Origin of the sequence: Parahaliea mediterranea (genome assembly GCF_017255185.1) — a bacterium.
In the GTDB taxonomy this organism is placed as follows: domain Bacteria; phylum Pseudomonadota; class Gammaproteobacteria; order Pseudomonadales; family Halieaceae; genus JAFKCZ01.
The window spans coordinates 62,032-85,819 of the sequence record NZ_JAFKCZ010000018.1 but is presented as its reverse complement, the minus strand read 5'-3'; the positions used below and the strand labels follow the sequence as shown (position 1 = coordinate 85,819).

The following is a 23,788-nucleotide window of genomic DNA, read 5'->3' as shown; positions in this document are numbered from 1 at the left end:
GGCCTACTTACCCCCCCACGCCTTGTTCCACTCGATCCCGTTGTAATCCCCGGTTTCCCAGTAGAATTTACCGCGCTTGCGGTCGTAGTTACCCGTCTCGTTCATGGTGAGCGCGTCGTACATCCGGCCGTTCAGCAGCGTGTAACGCACGCTGTTGGTATGGCGGATGTCTTCCAGCGGATTCCTGTCCAGCACGACAATATCGGCCAGTTTACCCACGGCGATGCTCCCAACCTGGTGATCCACGCCCAGGGTCCTGGCGCCGTTGATTGTCGCGGCACGCAGCACGCGCTGCGAGGTCATTCCGCCTTCCGCCAGCAACCACATTTCCCAGTGCAGACCCAGGCCCTGCACCTGCCCGTGGGAGCCCGCGTGGATGGTAACCCCGGCCTTGTCGAGCTTGCTGGTGGCGCGCGCCACAGCGCGGAAGCCGATATCCCAGATTTCCTCCGCGGCGTGAAGCGTGGTCATACTCCGCACGTGGAACGGCGCCGCTGGAGGCGGATTGATCGCGCTGTAACTGCTAACCGACTTTGGCAGGTAGGCCTTCACCTTGGGGTCGTCCCAGGCCCGGGTCGTCTGATACATATAGTTTTCGCCCGCTATTTCACCAAAGGTGACGACCAGGGTCGGAGTATTCGCGGTGCCCCCGTGGGCCATGAACTGAACGACGTCCTCGTAATAGTTGGCCAGCGGCAGGTTGTGTTCGAGGTTCAGGTGTCCATCAAGCACCATGGAAAGATTGTGGTAAAAATGGCTCTCTCCTTCCGCATCCACCGCAATACCCGCCTCGCGGCCCGCCTTGACCAGTTGCTGCCGCTGACTGCGCATGGGCTGGCGGTAGCTCTTGATAATCGTCCCGCCCAACGCACGCTTCCTGCGCATAAGGCTCGCGGCGTCATCGTATCCCCGGACCGGCACATAGGTTCCGTCAACCTTGCCCGGACGGCCATAGACCACACTGCCGCTGCTGAGCAGCCTTGGCGCCACGGTTTCGCCCGCTTGCCGCATTTCCGCGGCGGCGTAGCTGGCCAGCTCCGAGGCATAGGGATCGAAATTCGTCGTAATACCAAATGCCAGGGAGGCGTAATGGGCCGGGTGTTTCTGCGGCGTGATACCGGCGGTGTCGTAGTAGCACTCCTCGATATGTCCGTGCATATTGATCAATCCCGGCATCAGCGTTTTGCCGCGGACGTCGATGACTTTCGCGCCTTCGGGAATCGACACATCGCCTTGCTCTCCCACCGCGGCAATCCGGTTTGCCTCGACAATCAACGTGCCGTTTTCAATAACCCTGTCGCCCTCCATCGTGATAATTCGGCCCCCGGTTAAGGCCAACACACCGTCCGGCGTATCCGCGGGCGTCGAGATTTCAAGCGGTATGTCGCGGCCTGGCAATACCTGCCCCCCGTCATGCCGCGACGGGGAAGAGGGGGTTCCGGGAACCGCTGTTTCGACAAGCTTGTCGCCAAACAACCAGTACACTCGATCAGAGGACCGCGCCCAGGCGAGGCCATAGCCCCCATCCTCCGAGATACGCGCCACGGATACTCCCGCCTGGGGGGATACGGTAATGGGACGACCGCTCTGTACATACGGCATCACGTAGTATTGCTGGTACGCCTTGAATGCCAGCCAGCGCGAGTCCGGGCTCAGGGTCAGATCCGAGACATCGGTTCCGGCGGCCTGCGCATGAACCACCACGTCTGAACCGTTCAGGCTCACACTTTCGAGCTTGCTGATTCGCGCCTCGTAGCCATAGTGTGAAGCCTCCTCGTCCTTGGAAACGTAGGTGTAAAAGATGCGCTGGCCATCGGACGAGAATTTCGGCCTTGGGCCCGCCTCGGTCTTGAAGTGCGTTTCGCCAGCCGCGGAGACAAAGTGGTTTTTCCCGCTTCGGATATCAACCCAGTAGAGGCCGGCCTTGGCGGGGAAACCGCCGACACAGATATCGCCGGAATCGACCTGGTAAACCAGCTTCTTGCCATCCGCAGAGAATGAAGGCTGGCGAATAATGCCGCGCGACGCGATGACAGTCTTGACGCGGTTGCCTTCGGCATCCATCAACTCAATGGCACTGCCCTTTTCATCATCCCAGCGCACATAGGCTATTCGCCGCCCGTCGGGGGAAATCGCGGGATCCGCGGCCCGCACGCCGGACTCGGTGATACGCACCGCCTCCCCTGTCGGCGCTTTTTTCCACAGTCCGCCCAGGGCCTCCAGCACATACCAGTCATTGTGTGGCGATGCCGCCAGGCTCTTCACCGCCTTGGCCGCGACCCGCGTTGGCGCCAGATCCTGCTTGAAATCCGCCACACGCGTATAGCGGTGACGCGAGTGGGCAGTGAACGGTATTTCTTGCGCCTTGCCGGTCAGGGCATCAACGCGGAAGATTTTTCCTTTGCCCCAAATGGCCAGATGCCGGCTATCCGGAAACCAGCCGTACTGCGGGTAGTAGGTGCCCTGGGCGATAAACTCCGCCTGCAAGTCGCGGTCGAGGGCGTCGTAGAGCGGCTTTTGCTCGCCAGTGGCGAGGTCGTAAACAAACAGTACGGTCTTGTCTTTCACCCGACGCACAAATGCCAGGTTCTTGCCATCGGGCGATGCTTGCGGCGTGACAGCTCCGCCAAAGCCCTCGACCAGGGTTTCGCTCTTGCCGCTGAGCATATCCCGGCGCTTAATGACAAAATTCTTGTGGTTGGCGTCGATAAAAATACTCGCACCGGACACCTTCTCGGTGAAGAAGAGGTAGCGGCCATCGTCGCTGAGATCCGCCTCGTTAACGATTTCCTGGTTGGGCGGCGTCTCCACCAACAAATGCCCCTCTCCGCCTTGCACATGGAACAGGCGTATTTCGGAAGAGCGGACCTTGGCGAAATCCGCGTATTTCTTTGTCGCGATAATGTAGTCTTCGGACGCGGACCAGGTTGGCGAGGTCATCACATCAACCGTCTCGCGGGAGACCTGCAGCGGGTTTCCACCATCGACATCCGAGATCCAGACGTTGTCGCTGCCACTTTCATCACTGATATAAACGATCCTCTTCCCATCGGGGCTGAAGCCCGGCATGCGTTGTATCGCCGGACCACCGTGCACCAACGAGGCTTCGCCGCCGCTGGACGACATGCGATAGATATCTCCCAGCAGGTCAAACACCAGGGTTTTACCGTCGGGACTCACATCGACGCTCATCCACGTCCCTTCGTCGACGGCAAACTCCGCGTCATAGTACGGCTGGCCAGTATTGGCAATATCCCAATCATCACCCGATGCGCCCCATGCGCCGGCAACGAATAGATTGATCAGGCCGACCGCCGCGCTCCTTACCGGTACCCGCCACAAAGAATTTTTCTTGCACATAGACTAGAACTCGCGATAGCCCGTAGAGCTGGTTGACGACGACGCCTATGCCACAGACGCGAAGGTGGGGAATCCGAGCTTGCGGGAGGCCCCAAGCCGGCTTGTTCGCCCCGGTCACGGGCCCGCCGGAGCCGACATTCCGTGATTGCAAACAGCTTCTACGGTAAAAACTTTTATCAGTATTATTCGAGCGGAAGACTCCTCGCTGGAATCCTCCGACTGACACCACACAGCCGGAAAAAAAGAGGTAGCCAGAGGCCTTGGCGAGCTCCGAGGGGGTATCTACAGAGTCGCCTCGAACCCCTGGCTACCACAAATCCGCGCTAGAAACTCATGCCGATTTCGACGCCGATTGTGCGCGGTCGCGCCCGGGCGGCAATCTGCTCGATCGACTCCGCGTCGACATAGCCCCGGTCGTTGAGGATGTTCTTGGCGAACAGCTTGATACTCCAGTCCTCGGCACCCAGGCCGACGATGGCGTTCAGCATATTGATGGTCCCGGAATAGGACTCATAGCAGGAGCAGATCGTGCGGTTCCCGTAGCGCGAGGGCCCTTTTTGCGTGTAATCCACCCGGATATAGCTGTCGGACCAGCCAAACAACTCGGTGTCGTACTGCCCCCAGAGGCTCACGTGGTAATCCGGAATAAAGTCCAGCGGGTCGCCCACCGCGTGGGAAGCGGACACGGCGTTGATTTCCACAAACTCGGTGTCGATCACTTCGCCGCCCAGGCCAAGGCTGAGGTTTGCCGTGGCCAGCACCGAGAGCTCCCAGTCGATACCCTGGATTTCGGCGTCGCCGGCGTTGCTGGTGAATTGCCGCAGATCCTCGCCCACCAGGTTGATACTGTCGACCTGGGTGTCCTTGTAGTCGGAGTAAAACACGGCGACGTCGGCATTCATCCGCCCCTGTAGCAACGCCATCTTGGAGCCGAGTTCATAGGACCATACCGTATCCGGCTCAAAGGGTCGCACGCCGATGCCACCCGCCAGGCCGCCGCTGCGAAAGCCTTCCGAGGCGCTGGCATAAATCTTGATTTCGTCGTTGAGATCGTAGCTCACGAACAGGCGCGGGCTGACGGAATCGAAGGTCGCCTCGTCCTCGGTACCGGCGACAAAGTCCGAGGCCTCCTGGCGGTCCTCGAAGTAGCGCAGGCCCACACCGATCTCCAGCCGGTCGTTGAAGCTGTAACTGGTTTCTCCGAACACCGCCCAGGACTGGGTTTGGACGTTGGTCAGCACATCGAAAAAGAAGGGCTCGCCCGGAGGCCCGAACTTGAAGTCCTCGAAGGTGCTGTCCAGTTCCGCGTCCCGGTAGAAGGCGCCCACCAACCAGTTCCAGGGCCCGGCCCCGGCGGAGCTCAGGCGCAGTTCCTGGGTAAAGGACTGGCTGATGCTGTCCTCGTCGAACTTGGCGTGGAAGAGGCTGGCCTCGTCCAGGCCGAAGGGCACGCGATAACCGATCTCCCGCTGCCGCCGCTCGGCATCCACATAGCTGGTTGTGGACAGCAGGTGCGCGCTGTCAAGGTCGTAGTCCAGGGTCAGGTTGTACAACTCGTAGTCGTGACCGCCGGAGGGTGTGGTGGGATCGAGGTAGGCCTGGGTGTAATTGCCGTCGGCATCCTCCCCGGTGCTCGGGGCGCCCGAGTCGCCGCGATGAACAATCGCCATGGCGTTGAGCTCAAGGCGCTCGGTGGCCAGCCAGCGCAGCCGGGCCCGGACCTCCGCCAGCTCCTCGTCGTCGATATTGTCCCGGTCCAACGCGGGTTGGTCGATCCAGCCGCCGTCGTTGACGTAGGTCCCCACCACGCGCAGCGCCATTTCGTCCCGCACCAGCGGCATATTGACCACGCCGTTCAGCCGGTAGCTGGGATCGCCCCCCTGGGTGGTGCTGGCGGAAGCGTCGAAGCGCCCACCCACCTCGTCGAGCCGGGGCTCCTCGGTGATGAACTTGATCGTGCCGCCCATCGACCCCACGCCGTAGAGCGTGCCCTGCGGTCCGCGCAGTACTTCCACCCGCGCCATGTCGTAGGTTTGCAGGTTCAAAGAGGCCCCTGGAAAGGTAGTGACACTGGCCTCGTCGAGGTAGATGCCCACGAGGGGCGTGCTGCCCTGGATACTGCCCATGCCGCGCAGGAAGATAAAGCGGTCCCCCGCCCCGCCCCGCTCGGGAATCGACAGGCTGGGCACCGCCATCGACAGGTCGGAAAAATCGGTGATCCGCCGCTGCTGCAACTCGGTGCCGCCGAGGGCCGCGACGCTGATGGGCACGTCGCGAATGCTCTGCTCGCGTTTTTGCGCGGTCACCACCACCTCCTCGATGGCAATGCGCTGGCGGAGCGCCGCGGACCGGGCGCTAGCCTCCGCCGCCGGCGCCCGCCGGGCATCGCCGGAGGCGCGCGCGGCCGGGGCAAATATAACCAGGCCGCCATCCGGCTCGCGGCGATACTGCAGACCGCTGCCGCGCAGCAACTCCTCCAGGGCCTGGTCGCTGCTCATTTCCCCCCGCAGGGCGGACACCGACTTGCCGTCGACCAGCTGATCGGGCGCCATCAAGGTGACATCGGCCTGCGCGGAAAACGCCAATAGGGCGCGCGACAGGCTGCCGGAAGGAATATTGAAATCGTGCACTGGTGATTGCGCACTGGCGGGCGGCGCGGCGCCAACCGCAAGCAGTCCCGCCAACACACCGCTGCGGAACATACCGGCAAGCGGCGACTGTGAACGTCTGGACATACAAACAACTCCCTCATTATTCTAGGTCGGCAACCAATTGCAGGCTGCCGTTCACAGATAAGACGGAGAGAATGACAAAAACGGCACTGACGTCGTACTTTTTTTGCGCCCCGTTTTGCCAGGGCCTGGATATGGTGGACCTTAGGATTAAAGGTCCGGGGTGAACAGCATCAACCGGCCGTCGGCGACACGCTCGGCGCGCACGCCGACGGCGCCCTCAAGCACGCCTATCAGCTGGTCGATCTCGCGGGCGCGGAAGGACGCCGTTACCCGCAGATCCCCCAATTCGGGATCGGCGAGCACGATCACCTGGTCGTAGTAGCGATTGGCGTCGGCAATCACCTCCCGCAGGGGGGCGCCGTCGTAGGCCAGGCGACCGTCGCGCCAGCCCGTGGTCGGCGAACGCCCGGGGCCCAGTCGCGCCCAGGAATCGCCCGGCGCCCTGACCGCGGCCTCACCGGCGGCCAGCAGCAGCGCGGTGTCGCCGTCGTGTGAGCTCTCTCCATTGCGCCCGGGCGCCGGGGCCTGCACCGTGACCAGACCGTGCTCCACCATCACCCGGGTAGCGGCCACGCCTTTGTGCACCTCGAAGCGGGTGCCCAGTACACGGACCGCCACGTCGTCCACCCTGACCAGGAAAGGTCGCTGCTCGTCCCTGGCAACGTCGAAAAATGCTTCCCCACGCAGCAGGCGCACACGGCGCTGGGTCGCGGTCAATTCCACCCGCAGCGCAGAGTCGGCGCCGAGGATGACCGCCGAGCCATCCTCGAGACGCACCACGCGCACCTCCCCCGTGCCGCTGCTGTACTGCCCCCCCTGTGGCGGGGGCTCAAGCCGCTGCGCGGGCAGCCACAGCGCCACCAAGACCAATGCCGCGGCGGCCAGCCCCCAGGCCATCCGCGGCGCACCACCGGGGGCGCACAGGCGCCGCCACCAGCTATCGCGTCTGGCGGGTGCAAGCAGCTCGCGGGACACGGCCCCGCGCAGGTGGTCGAGTTCGCCCACCGCCTGCCAGGCCCGCCGGGAACGCTGGTAGGCCGCGACGTGGCGGCTGTCGGCATCGCGCCAGGCTCGAAAAGCCCGCAGCTCGTCCGCGGACAGCTCACCGGCGGCGATCTTCAGCACCCAGTCCCTGGCGCGCTCGGCTATTGCCGCATCTACCACATCTACCTCATCCACCGCCGCCTCTCCCGCAGCGCCCTCGCCCCGCGAGTGTCGGCTGTTTTGCTCCTCCGCGCGTTTCACCGTTGACTATCCCGTTTCGATGGCGGCGATTCCAGCAGTGCCTGCTCGCAAGCCGCGAGCGCCCTGGCGATCACTTTCTTCACACCGTTGCGCGACATGCCCGAGCGCCGCGCGATCTCGGTGTAGCTGAGGCCGTGAAGGCGGAACAACAGCAGGAAGTCCCGCTCCCGCGTATCCAGGTTCATAATAGCCGACTCCAGTACCACCGCTTCCTGCTCACCCTGTAAGACGTGCGCGGGGTCGCAAACGGCACTGTCCCGATCCCCCTCCTCCCACTCGGCCTCCAGGTGACTCTGCCGGGTCTGGTGGCGCCGCCGGCCGTCGATCAAGGCGTTGCGGGCGACGCGGTAGAGAAAAGCCCGGGGGTTGCGCACCCGGTGCAGGTCATCCAGCTGGGACAGTTTGAGGAACGCCGCCTGCACCGCGTCTTCCGGGTCCGGCGGACCCGAACCATAGCGCGCGCGCAGGTAGTGACACAACTCCTGGCGGTTGTTCTCGAACAAACGCTCCAGCAGGTTGTCGCGATCACTCAGTACGGCGTCGGGGGGAGCCATGGCTACATGGGCAGTCGGCGCCGGGACACCTGCTGCCAGTGGCCCGGGTTGATGACCAGGGGGCCGTCGGGCTGGAAGCGCAGGGTCAGGGGATAGCGATTACCTACCGTGAACTCCGTTTCATTCACCGGCGTCAGGGTGATCGCCCGATCGCGCCCGATGGCAAAGACATCGCGCAGCCCGGTCGCGCGGGCGTGCAGGGCGCCGTCCCGGTATGTCACCTCGAGACTCACATTGGGACTGAACTCGTACCGGCCGGCATACTGCTTCAGCAGTCCCCGGTCCAGCTTCAGGCCGGGGCGCGGCTCGGGGTGGCGCGGCTGCTCCGGCACCGAGGCGATAATGGCATCCCACATCACCTCGGAAGCCAGGGCGCCGATTTCCGCGGAGGTCAGCACGGGCTCCTCGATCTCGGCGGTCGATACCGCGTAGAGCACATCGCCGTCAAACTGGGTGGCGAAGGGCTGCAGGCCGCGCCCCATGGAGGTGTGCACCTGCACCGCCAGGCGGTTTAGTTCCGCGGGGCTGAGTTTCTGGTTGGTAATAACCAGGCTGACCGTGGTGTTCTTGTTGGTGCCGGCGGGGTCGGCCACCGTCGAACCGATCCCCTCGGGACCGTTGGTGCGAGCCAGCAGCTGGGCGGTGTCCACCCCCGCGGGCCACTCGGGATCGCGGTTACAGGCCAGCACGCTGCCGTCTCGACCAGTGACCACGCCGATCGCGTTCACCACGGTGAAGGCCGCGACCTTGATCCCGTTGATTTCGCGAAAGGCGCCGCCCTGTCCCGACATCGCGTTGCAACCGAAGAAATAGCCGCTCATCGCCATGCGACCGGCGCCCTGGGCGCCCTGGGGAAACCAGCCGGGGCGCGCCGCGCGGAAGGCGGCCTGGGCCAGGCGCTTGTCCGGCACCACCTCGTTCAGGCGGCGGGCGCCGAAATCGTAAATGATGGAGCCCACCGAGAGGGCGATATTGGGCTCGGCGCTGAACGCGTTGCCGTCGCGCAGGCCGTCCTCCTTCATGGCCGAGGCCACCGCGGTGGCCGCCTCCAGGCCGTACCAGGAGCCCCCGGCGAACACCACGGCATCCACCTCCGGCAGGTCGTAGCCCAGCTTGAGGTATTCGGTGTTGACCGTGCCCGGCGCCCCGCCCCGCACGTCGACGGCGCCCAGCACCTTGTCGGCGAAATGGAATACCGTCACCCCGGTGGGGCCGTCGGCGTACTCACCGGTACCCACCCGGATCATCGGCCAGTCGAAGTTCAGCACCCGTTCGCCGGCATTCAGCAGCGCCTCCCGCTCCTGTCCGGCGGCGCCGCCGGCCATGAGCCCGAGGGTCAGCGCCGGGACCAAATAGCGCCCGCGCAGGCGGCTCGCGCCCGCGCCAGCAACGTCAAAACCCAGCCATTTGGCTACCTGATACAACATCGGGGACTCCAGTAGTTTTAATAAAGGCAACAATCATTCTATCCGCGAACAGCGGCCCGGGGCTGGTGAGAAAACACGCGGTGGCGGTGTGCCACAATCACCGGCCGCGGACGCCCCCTGCCATCGCCGTCCAGACAATGTAAAATGCCGCTTTCACTTCGCTGTATGAACCTGGAACAGACATGAGCAACACCACCAAGCAACCCACCGTGCTGATCGTACTGGATGGCTGGGGCTATCGTGAGGACAGCCGCGACAACGCCATCGCCAACGCGAACACCCCGGTGTGGGACCGCCTCTGGTCGGAGGCGCCCCACACCCTGATTTCCGGATCGGGGCTCGACGTGGGCCTGCCCGAGGGGCAGATGGGCAACTCCGAGGTGGGGCACATGAGCCTGGGCGCGGGCCGGGTGATCTACCAGAATATCACCCGTATCGACAAAGCCATCGCCGACGGCAGTTTCGAGGCCAACGCCGCCTATACCGACGCCATCGACGGGGCGGTGGAAAAGGGCGGGGCGGTGCATGTGCTCGGCCTGCTGTCTCCCGGCGGCGTGCACAGCCACGAGGAGCAGCTGTTCGCCGCGGTGCGCATGGCGGCCAGGCGCGGTGCCGAACGGGTGTACCTGCACGCCTTCCTCGATGGCCGCGACACCCCCCCGCGCAGCGCCGGCGCCTCCCTGGAGAAAGCCGACGCCCTGTTCGGCGAACTGGGCTGTGGCCGCGTGGCCAGCATCGTGGGCCGCTACTTCGCCATGGATCGGGACAACCGCTGGGACCGCGTCGAGCAGGCCTGGAGCCTGCTGACCCGGGCCGAGGCCCCGTTCAGCGCCGACACCAGCGCGCAAGCCCTGCAAGCCGCCTACGAGCGCGACGAGACCGACGAATTCGTCCAGCCCACCCTGGTGGGCGGCGACGACGCGGCGATCGCCGACGGCGACGCGGTGCTGTTCATGAACTTCCGCGCCGACCGCGCGCGCCAACTCAGCCGCGCCTTCACGCAAACGGACTTCGATGGCTTCGACCGCGGCCACGTCCCCGCCCTGGCCGGCTTCGTCACCACCACCGAATACGCCGCCGACATCGACGCCCCCGTCGCCTTCCCGCCGGAGGCCCTGACCAACGTGCTGGGCGACTACCTGGCGCAACGGGGCGGCACCCAGCTGCGCATCGCCGAGACCGAGAAGTACGCCCACGTCACGTTCTTTTTCAGCGGCGGCCGCGAACAGGAGTTCCCCGGCGAGGAGCGGATCATGGTGCCCTCCCCCGATGTCGCCACCTACGACCTCAAGCCGGAAATGAGCGCGCCGGAAGTGACCGACAAGCTGGTGGCGGCGATCTGCTCCGGCAAGTACGACCTGATCGTGTGCAACTACGCCAACGGCGACATGGTGGGCCACACCGGGGTCTACGACGCGGCGGTGAAGGCGGTGGAAGCCCTCGACACTTGCCTCGGCCGCGTCGAGCAGGCCCTGCGGGAGTGCGGCGGCCAGGCGCTGGTCACCGCCGACCACGGCAACTGCGAGCAGATGCAGGATTACGAGTCCGGCCAGCGGCACACCCAGCACACCACCGAGGAGGTGCCGCTGGTGTATCTCGGCCAGCGCCACCTGGACCTCGACCCCGCCGGCGGCATCCTCGCGGATATCGCCCCCACCCTGCTGGCGCTGATGGGGCTTGAGCAACCGCCGGAAATGACCGGCCGCAGCCTCGCCCGGCTGTCCGACTGAGCCGGTGCGCCGCGCCGCCACAGGCCGGCGTGCCCCGCTGGTTCTCCTCCTGGCGCTGGCGCTGGTGCTGGCGCCGGCGGCGCAACGCGCCGCGGCCCAGACCGAGGAAGAGCAGACCCGGGCCAGGCTGGAGCAGCTGCAGGGCCAAATCAAGCAGCTGAACCGCGATCTCAGCAGCGCCAAAACCCGGCGCGAGCAAGTGCTGGCCGAATTGCGCGAGGCGGAACTGGCCCTGGGCCGCCTGCAGGGCGAGATGCGCGACACGCGCGCCGCCATCGCCGGCGCCGAGCGCGAACTGAACGAACTGGAGGGCCGGCGAACAGCCCTGGAAGCGCAGCGCCAGGCGCAGCAGGCACGCATCGCCAGCGAGCTGGAAACCGCCTGGAAGATGGGGCGCCAGGAGCAACTCAAGGTCCTGCTGAACCAGGAAGACCCCCACACCGTGGCCCGGGTCATGGCCTACTACCGCTATTTCTTCGACGCCCGCAACACGCTGATCGAGCGTTTCCGCGACACGCTGGCGGAGCTGGAGCAGGTGCGCGCCGGTATCGAGCGGCAGCGCGCCGCGCTCGCCGCGCGCCAGGCGGAGCTGAAGGCCCAGGGCGAGCAACTCGAGGCCGGGCGGGCCCGGCGGGCGCAGGCCGCCGCCAGCCTGGCCGAGGATATCGCCGCCAAGGGGGGCCAGCTGGCGCAGCTGGAAAAGGACCGCAAGGAACTGGAGCAGCTGCTGGAAACCATCCAGCGCGCGGTCATCGACATGCAGCTGCCGGACAACTACCAGTCCTTCGCCGCGGCCCGGGGCAGCATGCCCTGGCCGGTGGCGGGCAAGCCCGGCAACCGCTTCGGCCGCGCCCGCAACGCCGGCGGCATGCGCTGGCAGGGGGTTAACATCCCCGCCGAGCCCGGCAGCACGGTGCGCGCCATTCACCACGGGCGGGTGGTCTACGCGGACTGGTTCCGGGGCTCTGGCCTGCTGCTGATTGTCGATCACGGCGACGGCTACATGAGCCTTTACGCCCACAACCAGAGCCTGCTGCGGGAGGTGGGCGAATGGGTGCAGGCCGGCACCCCGGTGGGCACGGTGGGCGACAGCGGCGGCCTGGAGCGGCCGGCCCTGTATTTCGAGATCCGCCACCAGGGCAAGCCCGTCGATCCCGCCGGCTGGTGCCGGGGCTAGCCCTTACCAACCCCGGGGGCCTTTGGGGTACACTAAGGCAATCACATATTCACCGGCCCTCCGGGGCCGCAGCGGCGGTAATCATGCGAGCACCTTCAGTCACCCGTTCCCTGCTGGGCGCAGTCCTGCTCAGTCTCCCCCTGGCCTCCCCCGCGGCGGTGGAGGACGAGCCCCTGCTGCCGCTGGACGAGCTGCGCACCTTCGCCGACGTGTACAACCAGATCCGCGTGGGCTACGTGGAGGAAATCGACGACTCCACCCTGCTCGAGTACGCCATCCAGGGCATGCTGATGAGCCTCGACCCGCACTCGGTGTACCTCACCAAGGACGCCTTCGAGGACCTGCAGTCCAATACCAGCGGCGAGTTCAGCGGCCTGGGCCTGGAAGTGGGCATGGAAGACGGCTATGTGAAAATCATCGCGCCGATCGACGGCTCCCCCGCCGCCGAGGCCGGCCTGCTGTCCGGCGATGTCATTCTCAAACTGGACGACAATCCCGTGAAGGGCATGAGCCTCGCCGACTCCATCGAGATCATGCGCGGCCCCAAGGGCAGCGAAATCGTACTCACCATTGGCCGCCCCGGGGAGAGCCAGCCCTTCGAGGTCACCCTGGTGCGCGACACCATCAAGGTGGCCAGCGTGCGCCAGCGCATCCTGGAGCCGGGCTACGGCTATATCCGCATCGCCCAGTTCCAGACCCACACCGGCGAGGACGTGGGTGAGGCGCTGCAGAAACTCCGGGCCGAGGGCGAACTGGACGGCCTGGTGCTGGATTTGCGCAACAATCCCGGCGGCGTCCTGCGCTCCAGCGTCGACGTGGCCGACCTGTTCATGGACGGCGGCCTGGTGGTGTACACCGAGGGCCGGCTGGCCAACTCCGACATGCGCTACGAGGCCCGGGCGGTCGACGCCAGCGAGGGCATTCCCATCGTGGTGTTGATCAACGGCGGCTCCGCCAGCGCCTCGGAAATCGTCGCCGGCGCCCTGCAGGATCACGGGCGGGCGGTGATCATGGGCACCAACAGCTTCGGCAAGGGCTCGGTGCAAACCGTGCTGCCCATCTCCGAGTCGCGCGCGGTGAAGCTCACCACCGCGCTGTACTTCACCCCCAACGGCCGCTCCATCCAGGCCTCGGGCATCGCCCCGGACATCGTGGTGGAGCGCGCGCGGGTGGAGGCCTACGACACCTCCCGCCAGTTGAGCGAGGCGGACCTCAGTGGCCACCTGGAAAACGCCAACGGCGAGGCGAGCCACGAGCGCAGCACCGTCAATGGCCTGCTGTCGAGCGACAACCAACTCTACGAGGCCCTGACCCTGCTCAAGGGCGTGAACATACTGGGAATGCGTGACCGGCAAAAACAGCAGCGCAACGCGCGGACGGCGGCCGCCAGCGATTCCTGAGCCCGCGCGCTGGCTGGCGGTCCTGCTGGTCGCCGTCGCGCTACCGACCCGCGCCGCGGTGACCCTGCCGGGCCAGTGCCCGCTGCGTGATCACATTCCGCCGGCGGCGGCCCGGTACACGCTGGTCATCATCATCGACGATCTCGGCCATCAACTTGCGAACGGCCGCGCCGCGGTCGATCTGCCCGGCCGGGTCAATTACGCGATTTTGCCCTACACCCCCTATGGCAAGCGGCTGGCGCGCCAGGCCTATCGCGAGGGCAAGGAAGTACTGCTGCACGCGCCGATGAGCAACCTCGGACTCAAGCCCCTGGGCAGGGGCGCCCTGACCCCCGATTTAAGCCGTGCGGAATTCGACGCCACCCTGGCCGCCGCCCTGGAGCAGGTGCCGCACGCGCGGGGCGTCAACAATCACATGGGCTCGGACCTGACGCGCCGCCGCACGCAGATGGAATGGCTGATGCAACAACTGGCCCGGCGCGGCCTGTACTTCGTGGATTCACGCACCGAGGCAGGGACCGTCGCCGCCACCGTGGCCAGCGAACAGCGCGTCCCCAACCTGTCGCGGCAGGTATTCCTCGATAACGAGCGCAGCCCCGCCGCCATTGCCGAGCGTTTCGGGCACCTGCAGCGGCTGGCCCGGGAAGAGGGTCTGGCGGTCGCCATCGGTCACCCCTATCCGGAAACCCTCGCCTTTTTGCACGAGGCCCTGCCAAAACTGGTGCGGCAGGGTTACCGCCTGGCCACCGTCTCGGAAGTGCTGGAGCGGCGGGCGCCCGCGCCCGCCGCGATCGCCGAGGGCACTCAGTACGCGCAGTAGCCCGTCAGCGAGGTGCAGAACAACCAGCTGCCGTCGCTGCGCAACTGCAGGTCATAGTCGGCGGTCTTGCGCCGGTTCTCCGCCGACGCCGACAGCTCCGCCAACACCTTGGCCCGGGACACCCCGCGATCGAGGTGCTGCACCCAGAACTGGATGCCCGACGACGCCGGCTCCCGCCCCAGGATATTGATAAACAACTGGCGCACGAAACCCCGGCTGTCCAGCGACCCGTAGCGCGAGCGGAATTCGTTCGATTCCACGAACCGGCTGGCGATATAGACCATGCCCTGTCCGCGAGCATAGTTGTCGATCCAGAAATTCAGCCCATCGCGCTTGGGAAAGCGATCAAACGCTGCCGCGTACAGACGGGCGATCGCCGTCGCCTCCTCCCGCGACACCGCGGAGTCAACGCTGCTGCCGCGCCAGCCTTCATCCGCGGCGCTCAGATCGCTGCAACCCGCGCTGTTACACGCCTGCAGACGATAGAAGTAGCTGGTGCCCTGCGCCGCGCTGTAGTCGTCATAGGCGGTGCCGCTGACCGTCGCGATACGGCTGCCCTGGGACTGGGGCGAGCTCGCGCGGTAGACCCGGTAGCTGGTGGCCCCCGGTACCGCGCCCCAACTCAGGGAGACCCGGTCGCCGTACAGGCCGTTGCTCGCGCCCTGCAGCACCGGCACCCCCGGTATGGCAATGCCGCCGCCAAAATCCGTCGTGCCGTTAAAGGTCACCACATCGAGTGCGGTATCCAGATCCGGGTACTGGGAAATGAACACGTGGCTGTAGTACGTGCCCGGCGGCGGCGAGTCAAAGTCGGCGGAAAAAGACACACCGGTAAACGAAGCACCTGGTTTCAACTGGCCGGTGCCATTGATATAGGCCAGGGACTTGCGCGCGGAATTGTAGCCGGAACCATAGGGATCACTGCCGGCGGTGAAACGCAGCGTGACGTAGAGGGTTCCCGTGGTGACGTTGGAGGTCTGGTTCTGAATGCGATCCACACTCACGATGACGCTGTCGCCTTCGATCTCCCAGGACAGGTTGCCGGACATCTCCGCCTCCGCGGAACCGCCGCCACCATCGCCGCCGCCACCGCCGTCGCCGCCACCGCCGCCATCTCCGCCGCCATCTCCGCCGCCGCCAATGGTCGCGGTACTGGAGAACGTCACATAGTCGAGCGCGGTGTCGAGATTGGGATACTCCGACACGAACATATGCACGTAGTAGGTGCCAGGCGGCGGTTCGTCGAAGTCGTCATAGAGCACCACGCCATAAAAATATTCATTGGGCTCAAGCTGTCCGGTCCCCCCATTGAAGGCCAGGGAGGCCCGGGCCACGTTATAACCGCTGCCAAAGGGCGAGGAGCCACTGGTAAACCGCAGGGTCACATGGAGCGTGCCGGTGATCTTGTTGCTCGAGTTGTTGGTAATGCGGCCAATTTCCATCTTTACCTGGCCGTTGGCCAGGGTTTCGTAGGAAAACGAACCGGAAATATCCGCGCTGCCCGCCACGGCGCTATTGCCCGCGACCAACAGCAGGCCCAGAAACAGCGCCCTTAGGGCAACCACTGCCTTATTCATCCGAGGCCCCCCCGTCGTCGATGTACAACACTTCGCCGCAGGACAGGGCCGGGCTCGCCAGGTGATAGCCGGTCGCCGTCTCCACCACCAGGTTGTCGGCGTAGCGCCCCGCACCGCATGACCAGGACGTGGTCTCCAGCGATTCGAGCACCGCGTCCAGGCCGCCGGCCGACACCAGCCTCAACACCTGTGAGCTGCGGTTGGCGATAACCACCACATTGCCCGCATCCCCGCGACTGTGTCGCAGCTCGAAGACGCGCCCGGCGGCCTCGACCGCGACGACTTCGCGCACCGTTCCCGACGCTCCCGCGGCCCACGATTCCCCGCAGGCCAGGACCATTCCAAACGCCAACAACAGGCGCCTTGCAGATGAGCTCATCTCCGCACTCCCCCCGAAAAACAAAAGCAGGAAATATAGTGATCAATAGATTTTTAAGCAAGTCCACGCCCGAACCGGCGCCGGTCGCCAACGCTGAACCAGGCCGGGATTTCTGTCGCGCCCCGCGGCCCCCGGGCTTCAGTCCGGCGGCGATACCCGGGTAGTGTTCGGCCTGGACCTCGGCCGCATTCGACCGGCAGCCGCCGCGCAGAGACAAAGGAGAATAAATGACCGTTCGCCACACCATCGCCAGGGCCCTGGCCGCCCTGCTACTGACCCTCAGCCTGCCGCAGGCCGCCCGGGCGGCGCGGGACACCCCCACCATCGACCAGGTAAGAGCGCCCGAGGGCGCCCCCAATGTCGTGGTGGTGCTGCTGGACGACGTCGGCTTCGGCGCCGCGGCGACCTTCGGCGGCCCGGTGGATACCCCCAACATGGACCAGCTGGCGAGCGAGGGCCTGCGCTACAACCGCTTCCACACCACCGCCATCTGCTCGCCGACGCGGGCATCCCTGCTCACCGGCCGCGAATCCCACCGCTCCAATGTCGGCACCGTGCTGAACACCGCCACCGCCCGCCCCGGCTACCAGGGCGTGCTCAACCCCCACACCGCCACCGTGGTCGAAATGTTGCGCCAGCAAGGCTATAGCACCGCCGCCATCGGCAAGTGGCACCTGGCGCCAAGCTGGGAGACTTCCCCCGCCGGCCCCTTCGAGCGCTGGCCCACCGGGGTCGGTTTCGAGAAGTTCTACGGTTTCATGGGCGGCGAAACCGACCAGTTCGAGCCCACACTCTACGAGGGCACCCACCCGGTGACACGCCCGGCGGGGGATAACTACCATTTCACCGAGGACATGAGCCGCGAGGCCATCGAGTGGCTGCGCATGCAACACAGCCTGGCGCCGGACAAGCCCTTCTTCCTCTACTACGCCACCGGCGCCGCCCACGCACCGCTGCAGGTGCCCCAGGCCTGGATCGAGCGCTACCGCGGCCAGTTCGACCGCGGCTGGGATGCGATGCGCGAGGAGAGCTTCGCCCGCCAGAAGCAATTGGGCGTCATCCCCGCCGACACCCGGCTGACTCCTCGCCCACAACAGATTCCCGCCTGGGATAGCCTCGACGCCGACCAACAGAAAGTGGCCGCGCGGCTGATGGAAACCTACGCCGGTTTCCTCGCCCACACCGACGCCCAGGTCGCCAGGCTGGTCGACCACCTGAAAGCGACCGGCCAGTTCGACAACACCCTGTTCTTTTACGTGGTGGGCGACAACGGCAGCAGTGCCGAGGGCGGCCCCCCGGGCAGCATCAACTACATGGGCGCCCTGCAGGGCCTGCAGGAGCCGCTGGCCCTGCAACTGGCCAAGCTGGACGAGATCGGCGGCCCCGAGTCCTACCCCCAGTACCCGGCCGGCTGGGCCTGGGCCCTCACCACCCCCTTCCAGTGGGTCAAGCAGGTGGCCTCCCACCTGGGCGGCACACGCAACCCGCTGGTCGTCACCTGGCCAAAAGGCATAAAAAAACACGGCGGCCTGCGCAGCCAATTCTCCCATGTCAACGACATCGCACCCACCATCCTCGACGCGGCGGGCATCGCGATGCCAGAGCAGGTCAACGGCGTGCCGCAGCTGCCCATGGACGGCAGCTCGATGCTGGACAGCTTTGCCAGCGCCGACGCACCCGAGTTCCACCCCACCCAGTACTTCGAGGTATACGGCAACCGCGGCATCTACCATCGGGGCTGGATGGCCTCGGCCCGCCACGACCGCCTGCCCTGGACCGTGGGCCTGGGCGCCGGGGGTTCGAATTTCGAGGACGACCGCTGGGAACTCTACAACCTGGAGGAGGATTTCAGCCAGGCCAACGACCTCGCCGCGGCCCATCCCGAAAAACTGGCAGCGATGAAGGACCTGTTCATGGCCAAGGCGGAGGAACTGGACATGCTGCCGTTGCACAGCTCCGCCGACACCCGCACCCCCATGCCCAACCTGGCCGGCGAACGCGAGTCAGTAACCTACTACCCCGGCACCGTGGGGGTTCCCGAAGCCCAGCTCCCCACTATGGCCAACCGCTCCTGGCGTATTTCAGCGGAGCTGGCGTTGCCCACGGCGAACAGCGGGCGCGGTGTCATCGCCACCGTGGGCGGCACTGCCGCGGGCTGGTCGCTGTACCTGGACGGCGCGGGCCACCCGGTGTTCGAATACCGGGTGTTCGAATACGGTCATATCCGCCTGCGGGGCGATGCGCCGCTGGCGGCGGGCGCGCAACAGCTCGCGGTAAGCTTCGACTACCACGGCCCGGGATACGCCAAGGGCGGCGGCTTTCAACTGGAAGTGAACGGCAGGGCGGTCGCCAGCGACAGGGTAGCGGCCTCGCCGCCGGCCTTTTTCTCCATCGACGAGACCTTTGACCTGGGTATCGACACCGGTTCCCCGGCGGGCCGCTACCCCGACAAAGCGACGCTCGGCTATCCCCTGAGCGGCGCCGGCCTGCAACAGGTGACGCTCGAGCTTCACTAGGGCCTGTTCGCCCCTCCACATCCTTTCTACCGCACTCTTTCCAGTAATATAACGCCGGCCACCCGGCCGGCGATATCGTGCAGCTGACTGTAGCATCGGCGCGCAGGTGCCGCGCTTGCACACAGTTTTTCACCCCTGTCGACGGTTTCCCGCCGCGCCCTTGAGGCGTATCATAACGGTCCTCGCGCGTACCATATCTTCCAGATCCACACGGAACGGTTGTGCGTAGTCGTTTTTTACCTCTATCACCGGCAAGTGCAACGTCTATGAAGAAAGTGCTATTTGGAAAACGCATGTGGCTCATGCTGCTGGCCACGCTGCTGATCTTTGGCGGCCTGCTGGGCATGCAGTGGTTCGGGCGAATGAAAATGAACGAGTTCATGGACAACATGCCCATGCCCACCGCCATCATCACCGCTGGCGAAGCCACCACCGCCAACTGGCAGGCCGCGGTAAGTTCGGTCGGCACGCTGGCGTCCATCCAGGGCGCGGAGCTGGCCACCGAAGTACCGGGCACGGTGGAGGAAATCTTTTTCGACAACGGCGCCAAAGTCGCCGCCGGCGACGTGATCATGACCCTGAACTCGGCCCCTGACCGCGCGGAACTGGCGGCCCTGGAAGCGGCCAGTGAACTGGCCCAGATCGAGCTGCGCCGGGCCAACAGCCTGGTGGCCCAGCGCAACATCTCCAAGTCGGAGCTCGACCAGCGCGCCAGCCAGGTGGACCAGGCCCGGGCCCGGGTCGAGGCGCAAAAAGCCCGCATCGCGCAGAAGACCCTGCGCGCCCCCTACTCCGGGCGCCTGGGCATCCGCCGCTACAACGTGGGCGATTACGTGCAGGCGGGCGACACCATCATCGAGCTGCAATCGCTGGATCAACTGTACGTCGACTTTACCCTGCCCGAACAGTACAGCCGGCAGGTATCCACCGGCATGCCGGTACAGGCGACACTGCAGGCCCTGGGCGGCGAGGCATTCGAGGGCCGGGTCACCGCCGTTGCCCCGGTGGTGGACCCCGAGACCCGCAACTTCGCCCTGCAGGCAACCCTGGTCAACCGCGACGACCTGATGCGCCCCGGCATGTTCGCCAGCCTGAGCCTGCCGCTGGGCGGGGACGTGGAGCGCGTGGTGGTGCCGCAGAACGCCATCGCCTACCGGCCCTACGGCAACTCAGTCTATGTCATCAGGCAAGCGGGCGAGGGCCTGACCGTGTCCCAGCGTTTTGTCACCCTGGGGCCCGTGCGCGGCGACATGGTGGCCATCGAGAAGGGCCTGGAGCCCGGCGAGCGCATCGCCACCAGCGGCCTGCTGAAGCTGGACACCGGCGTGCCGGTGGAGATCGACAACTCGGTACAACCCGCCAGCAGTCTCGCACCTCACCCGGATAACGGCTGACCATGAAATTTACCGACATATTCATCCGCAAACCGGTGCTGGCCACCGTGATCAGCCTGTTCCTGGTGGTGCTGGGCCTGCGCGCCGCCAACGAACTCAACGTGCGCGAATACCCGCTGATCGAGAATGCCATCGTCACCGTGTCCACCGTCTACACCGGCGCCGACGCCGAGCTGATCAAGGGCTTTATCACCACGCCCCTGGAGCAGGAGATCGCCACTGCCGAGGACATCGACTACATCACCTCCAGCTCCAGCCGCGGGTTCAGCACCATCACCGCCCACGTGCGCACCGGCGCCAACCCGGACGAAGTGCTGACCCAGGTGGTGACCAAGGTCAACAAGCTGCGCAACGAGCTGCCGCGACAGTCCGAAAACCCGGTGATCACCCTCGCCGTCGGCGAGCAGGTGGGCAGCATGTACATCTCCTTTACCAGCGACGAGCTGCCGATCAACCGCGTGGCGGATTATGTGATCCGCGAAGTGGAGCCCAAGCTGACCACCCTGCCCGGCGTGCAGCGCGCCTCGGCGGAGACCACGGCGGTGTTCGCCATGCGCATCTGGCTCGACCAGGAGCGCATGCGCGCCCTGGACGTAACCGCCAGCGAAGTGCGCGCCGCCCTGGAGGCCAACAACGTACTGTCGGCGGTGGGCGGCACCAAGGGCAGCATGGTCACCGTGAACCTCAAGGCCAATACCGACATCAACACCATCGAGGGCTTCGAGCAGCTTGTGCTGCGAGAGAAGGACGGCGCCATCGTCCGCCTGGGGGACATAGCAGAGGTGGAGCTGGGCAACGAGGGCTACGACACCTCGGCCATGTTCATCGACAAGGAAGCGGTATTCATCCAGGTGGACGTGGCCACCGACGCCAACGCGCTGGAAGTCATCGCCGGCGTGCGCGAGGTCTACGAGAACATCATCGAGCCGCGCCTGCCCGAGGGCATCAACGGCAATATCAACTACGACGCGACCATCTACATCGAGAACGCCATCAACGACGTGGAAGCCACCATCATCGAGGCCATGGTGATCGTGATCGTGGTGATCTTCCTGTTCCTGGGCTCCATGCGCTCGGTGCTGATTCCCGCGGTGGCGGTGCCGCTGTCGCTGATTGGCGGGCTGTTCCTGATGCAGCTGATGGGCTTCTCCATCAACCTGCTGACCCTGCTGGCCATCGTGCTGGCCATCGGCATTGTGGTGGACGACGCCATCATTGTGCTGGAGAACATTCACCGCCACATCGAGGAAGGCATGGCGCCGGTGGACGCCGCCCTCAAGGGCGCCCGGGAACTGGCCTGGCCCATCGTGGCCATGACCACCACCCTGGTGGCCGTGTACCTGCCCATCGGTTTCATCGGCGGCCTCACCGGCACCCTGTTCACCGAGTTCGCCTTCACTCTCGCGGGCGCGGTGCTGATCTCCGGCGTGGTGGCCCTCACCCTGTCGCCGATGATGTGCGCCAAGATGCTAAAGAGCGACGCCGGCAGCAATGACAACAAACTCGAGCACTGGCTGGACCAGCGCTTCGAGGCCCTGCGCCGGGTATACCAGCGCGACCTGGACCGGGTAATGGAAGACCGCGCTGGCGTTATCGTGTTCGGCGCGGTAATCCTCGCCTCCTGCTACTTCCTGTTCGTGCGCTCGCCCTCTGAGCTGGCGCCGCCGGAGGACCTGGGCCTGATCTTCTACATCGCCGAGGCCGACCCCTACGTCACCCTCGACTACATGGAGACCTACACCAACGAGATTGGCCAGATCACCCGCGAGACCGACGAAATCGCGGTGAACTTCCTGTTCAACGGCACCAGCCCGGACGGCGCCGGCACCACCAACGGCGCCTTCGGCGGCTTTATCTTCAAGCCCTGGAACGAGCGCCAGCGCAGTTCCACACAGGTACTGGAGCAAACCATCCAGCCCCGCGCCCAGGCCATCGCCGGGCTGCAGGTGAACGCGATCAACCCGCCGCCGCTGCCCTCCAGCGGGGTAATGCCGGTGGAGTTCGTGATCAACACCACGCTGGAGTACTCCATCCTCCACGACAGCGCCCGGGAGGTGCTCAAGCGCGCCCGGGAAAGCGGCAAGTTCATCTTTATCGACCAGGACCTGAAGCTCGACAAGCCCCAGCAAAAGGTGCTTATCGACCGCAACAAGGCGGCGCTGATGGGCGTGGACATGCAGACCCTGAGCGCCGACCTCAGCGCGCTGCTGTCCGGCGGCTACGTCAACCGCTTCTCGATGAACAACCGCTCCTACAAGGTGATCCCCCAGGTGCAGCGCCAGGAACGGATGAGCACCGAGGACCTGCGCAACTATTACACCCGCACCCGCAGCGGCAAGCTGATCCCCCTCAGTACGCTGGTAACGCTGGAGACCGAGGTGGTACCGCGCTCGCTGAAGGGCTTCCAGCAGCTGAACGCGGTCACCCTCAGCGGTATCCCGCGCCCCGGCATCGACCTGGGCGAGGCGCTGGGCACCCTGGAGGGTATCGCCGACGAGGTGCTGACCCGCGAGTACACCGTGGATTACGCCGGCCTGAGCCGGCAGTTCAAGACCGAGGGCAGCTCGCTGGTCGCGACCTTCTTCTTTGCCCTGCTGCTGATCTACCTGGTACTGGCGGCGCAGTTTGAATCCTTCCGCGACCCGATAATCATGCTGGTGACGGTGCCGATGTCGATCAGCGGCGCGCTGCTATGCCTGAACGTACTGGCCATGTTCCAGGTCACCGGCGCCACCCTGAATATCTACACCCAGGTGGGCCTGGTGACCCTGATCGGGGTGATCTCCAAGCACGGCATCCTGATCGTGGAGTTCGCCAACCGCCTCCAGGAAGAGGGCATGGCCAAGCGCGAGGCCATCGAGGAGGCCGCCTCCGTGCGCCTGCGCCCGGTACTGATGACCACCGCCGCCCTGGTGCTGGCCATGGTGCCGCTGCTGTTCGCCACCGGCCCCGGCGCCTCGGCGCGCTTCTCCATGGGCCTGGTGATCGCCTCCGGCATGACCATCGGCACGCTGTTCACCCTCTACGTACTGCCCGCGGTGTACATGTACCTGGGCCGGGACGTGGCGGCACAACGGTCCGCCATCGGCGCAAAGACCCCGAGCCCGGCATAACCTCCACCACGGTGCGAACAGCGGACTCTGGCCGCTGTTCGCACCGCCCCCCCCTCAAAGGCAACTCAAGGGGCTTTTCACGCCCTGGGCACCCCGCTGCAAGACATGGGTGGAAATCTCGGTGGTCTTCACATCCGCATGCCCCAACTGCTGCTGCACCGTGCGTATATCCACGCCCGCCTGGAGCAGGTGCGTGGCGAAGGAATGGCGCAGGCAGCCACCGGTCGGGTCGACACTCAGGCGCGAAGCCGGGAACAGGTAATGCCACCCCAGCTCGAAGGGGGCATTGGGGTACTTGCGGGCCAGGGCGTCCGGCAACCACACCCCGGCGTACTGCCTGGCCGCCCCGGTCCTGCGCAAG

15 protein-coding genes are annotated in these 23,788 nt (G+C 65.6%); 7 read left to right on the top strand and 8 right to left on the bottom strand.

Annotated features, from left to right (window positions below; genetic code table 11):
* Positions 1-3: 3 nt before the first annotated feature.
* The 5 genes from JYP50_RS19460 to JYP50_RS19440 form a co-directional block, all read right to left on the bottom strand.
* On the bottom strand, positions 4-3,360 hold the full coding sequence (locus tag JYP50_RS19460) for an amidohydrolase family protein (protein WP_206562234.1): 3,357 nt from the start codon (positions 3,358-3,360) through the stop codon (positions 4-6).
* Positions 3,361-3,683: 323 nt separating this feature from the next.
* Positions 3,684-6,095, bottom strand: coding sequence for a TonB-dependent receptor domain-containing protein (locus JYP50_RS19455; protein WP_206562233.1), 2,412 nt, complete (start codon positions 6,093-6,095; stop codon positions 3,684-3,686).
* 147 nt (positions 6,096-6,242) lie between these two features.
* The gene (locus JYP50_RS19450) at positions 6,243-7,340 is read right to left on the bottom strand and encodes a FecR domain-containing protein (RefSeq protein ID WP_206562232.1); all 1,098 of its coding nucleotides are present in this window, start codon (positions 7,338-7,340) and stop codon (positions 6,243-6,245) included.
* Complete coding sequence (locus JYP50_RS19445) at positions 7,337-7,894, bottom strand: RNA polymerase sigma factor (protein ID WP_206562231.1); 558 nt, start codon at positions 7,892-7,894, stop codon at positions 7,337-7,339. Before JYP50_RS19445 ends, JYP50_RS19450 begins: the two co-directional genes overlap by 4 nt.
* A 2-nt stretch (positions 7,895-7,896) precedes the next feature.
* Positions 7,897-9,321 carry a P1 family peptidase gene (locus tag JYP50_RS19440; RefSeq protein WP_241263340.1) on the bottom strand — a complete coding sequence of 475 codons (1,425 nt, stop codon included), beginning with the start codon at positions 9,319-9,321 and terminating at the stop codon, positions 7,897-7,899.
* A gap of 182 nt (positions 9,322-9,503) precedes the next feature.
* Here JYP50_RS19440 and gpmI point away from each other — a divergent pair, with 182 nt between their 5' ends.
* The 4 genes from gpmI to JYP50_RS19420 all read left to right on the top strand — a co-directional run bounded on the left by gpmI (position 9,504) and on the right by JYP50_RS19420 (position 14,448).
* Positions 9,504-11,051 carry a 2,3-bisphosphoglycerate-independent phosphoglycerate mutase gene (gpmI, locus tag JYP50_RS19435; protein ID WP_206562230.1) on the top strand — a complete coding sequence of 516 codons (1,548 nt, stop codon included), beginning with the start codon at positions 9,504-9,506 and terminating at the stop codon, positions 11,049-11,051.
* Positions 11,052-11,055: 4 nt separating this feature from the next.
* Complete coding sequence (locus JYP50_RS22205) at positions 11,056-12,228, top strand: peptidoglycan DD-metalloendopeptidase family protein (RefSeq protein WP_206562229.1); 1,173 nt, start codon at positions 11,056-11,058, stop codon at positions 12,226-12,228.
* Positions 12,229-12,311: 83 nt separating this feature from the next.
* Positions 12,312-13,628, top strand: a complete 1,317-nt coding sequence (locus tag JYP50_RS19425) for a S41 family peptidase (RefSeq protein ID WP_206562228.1) — start codon at positions 12,312-12,314, stop codon at positions 13,626-13,628.
* Positions 13,573-14,448 (top strand): divergent polysaccharide deacetylase family protein, encoded by an 876-nt coding sequence (locus JYP50_RS19420; RefSeq protein ID WP_206562227.1) that lies wholly within the window; start codon positions 13,573-13,575, stop codon positions 14,446-14,448. The genes JYP50_RS19425 and JYP50_RS19420 overlap by 56 nt, the downstream gene beginning before the upstream one ends.
* Here JYP50_RS19420 and JYP50_RS19415 read toward each other — a convergent pair.
* Complete coding sequence (locus tag JYP50_RS19415) at positions 14,433-16,025, bottom strand: DUF4214 domain-containing protein (RefSeq protein ID WP_206562226.1); 1,593 nt, start codon at positions 16,023-16,025, stop codon at positions 14,433-14,435. The two genes, JYP50_RS19420 and JYP50_RS19415, sit on opposite strands and share 16 nt — an antisense overlap.
* Positions 16,018-16,404: a hypothetical protein gene (locus JYP50_RS19410; RefSeq protein WP_206562225.1), complete on the bottom strand. Its 387-nt coding sequence runs from the start codon at positions 16,402-16,404 to the stop codon at positions 16,018-16,020. Before JYP50_RS19410 ends, JYP50_RS19415 begins: the two co-directional genes overlap by 8 nt.
* A 227-nt stretch (positions 16,405-16,631) precedes the next feature.
* Here JYP50_RS19410 and JYP50_RS19405 point away from each other — a divergent pair, with 227 nt between their 5' ends.
* From JYP50_RS19405 to JYP50_RS19395, 3 genes are all read left to right on the top strand, one after another.
* Positions 16,632-18,920, top strand: a complete 2,289-nt coding sequence (locus tag JYP50_RS19405; RefSeq protein ID WP_206562224.1) for an arylsulfatase — start codon at positions 16,632-16,634, stop codon at positions 18,918-18,920.
* Positions 18,921-19,186: 266 nt separating this feature from the next.
* Positions 19,187-20,314, top strand: a complete 1,128-nt coding sequence (locus JYP50_RS19400; RefSeq protein ID WP_206562223.1) for an efflux RND transporter periplasmic adaptor subunit — start codon at positions 19,187-19,189, stop codon at positions 20,312-20,314.
* Positions 20,315-20,316: 2 nt separating this feature from the next.
* Positions 20,317-23,427 (top strand): efflux RND transporter permease subunit, encoded by a 3,111-nt coding sequence (locus JYP50_RS19395; RefSeq protein WP_206562222.1) that lies wholly within the window; start codon positions 20,317-20,319, stop codon positions 23,425-23,427.
* A 54-nt stretch (positions 23,428-23,481) separates the two neighbouring features.
* On the opposite strand, the gene JYP50_RS22300 is transcribed toward JYP50_RS19395, so the two are convergent.
* Complete coding sequence (locus JYP50_RS22300) at positions 23,482-23,787, bottom strand: tyrosine-type recombinase/integrase (RefSeq protein ID WP_206562221.1); 306 nt, start codon at positions 23,785-23,787, stop codon at positions 23,482-23,484.
* Between the last annotated feature and the right edge of the window lies 1 nt (position 23,788).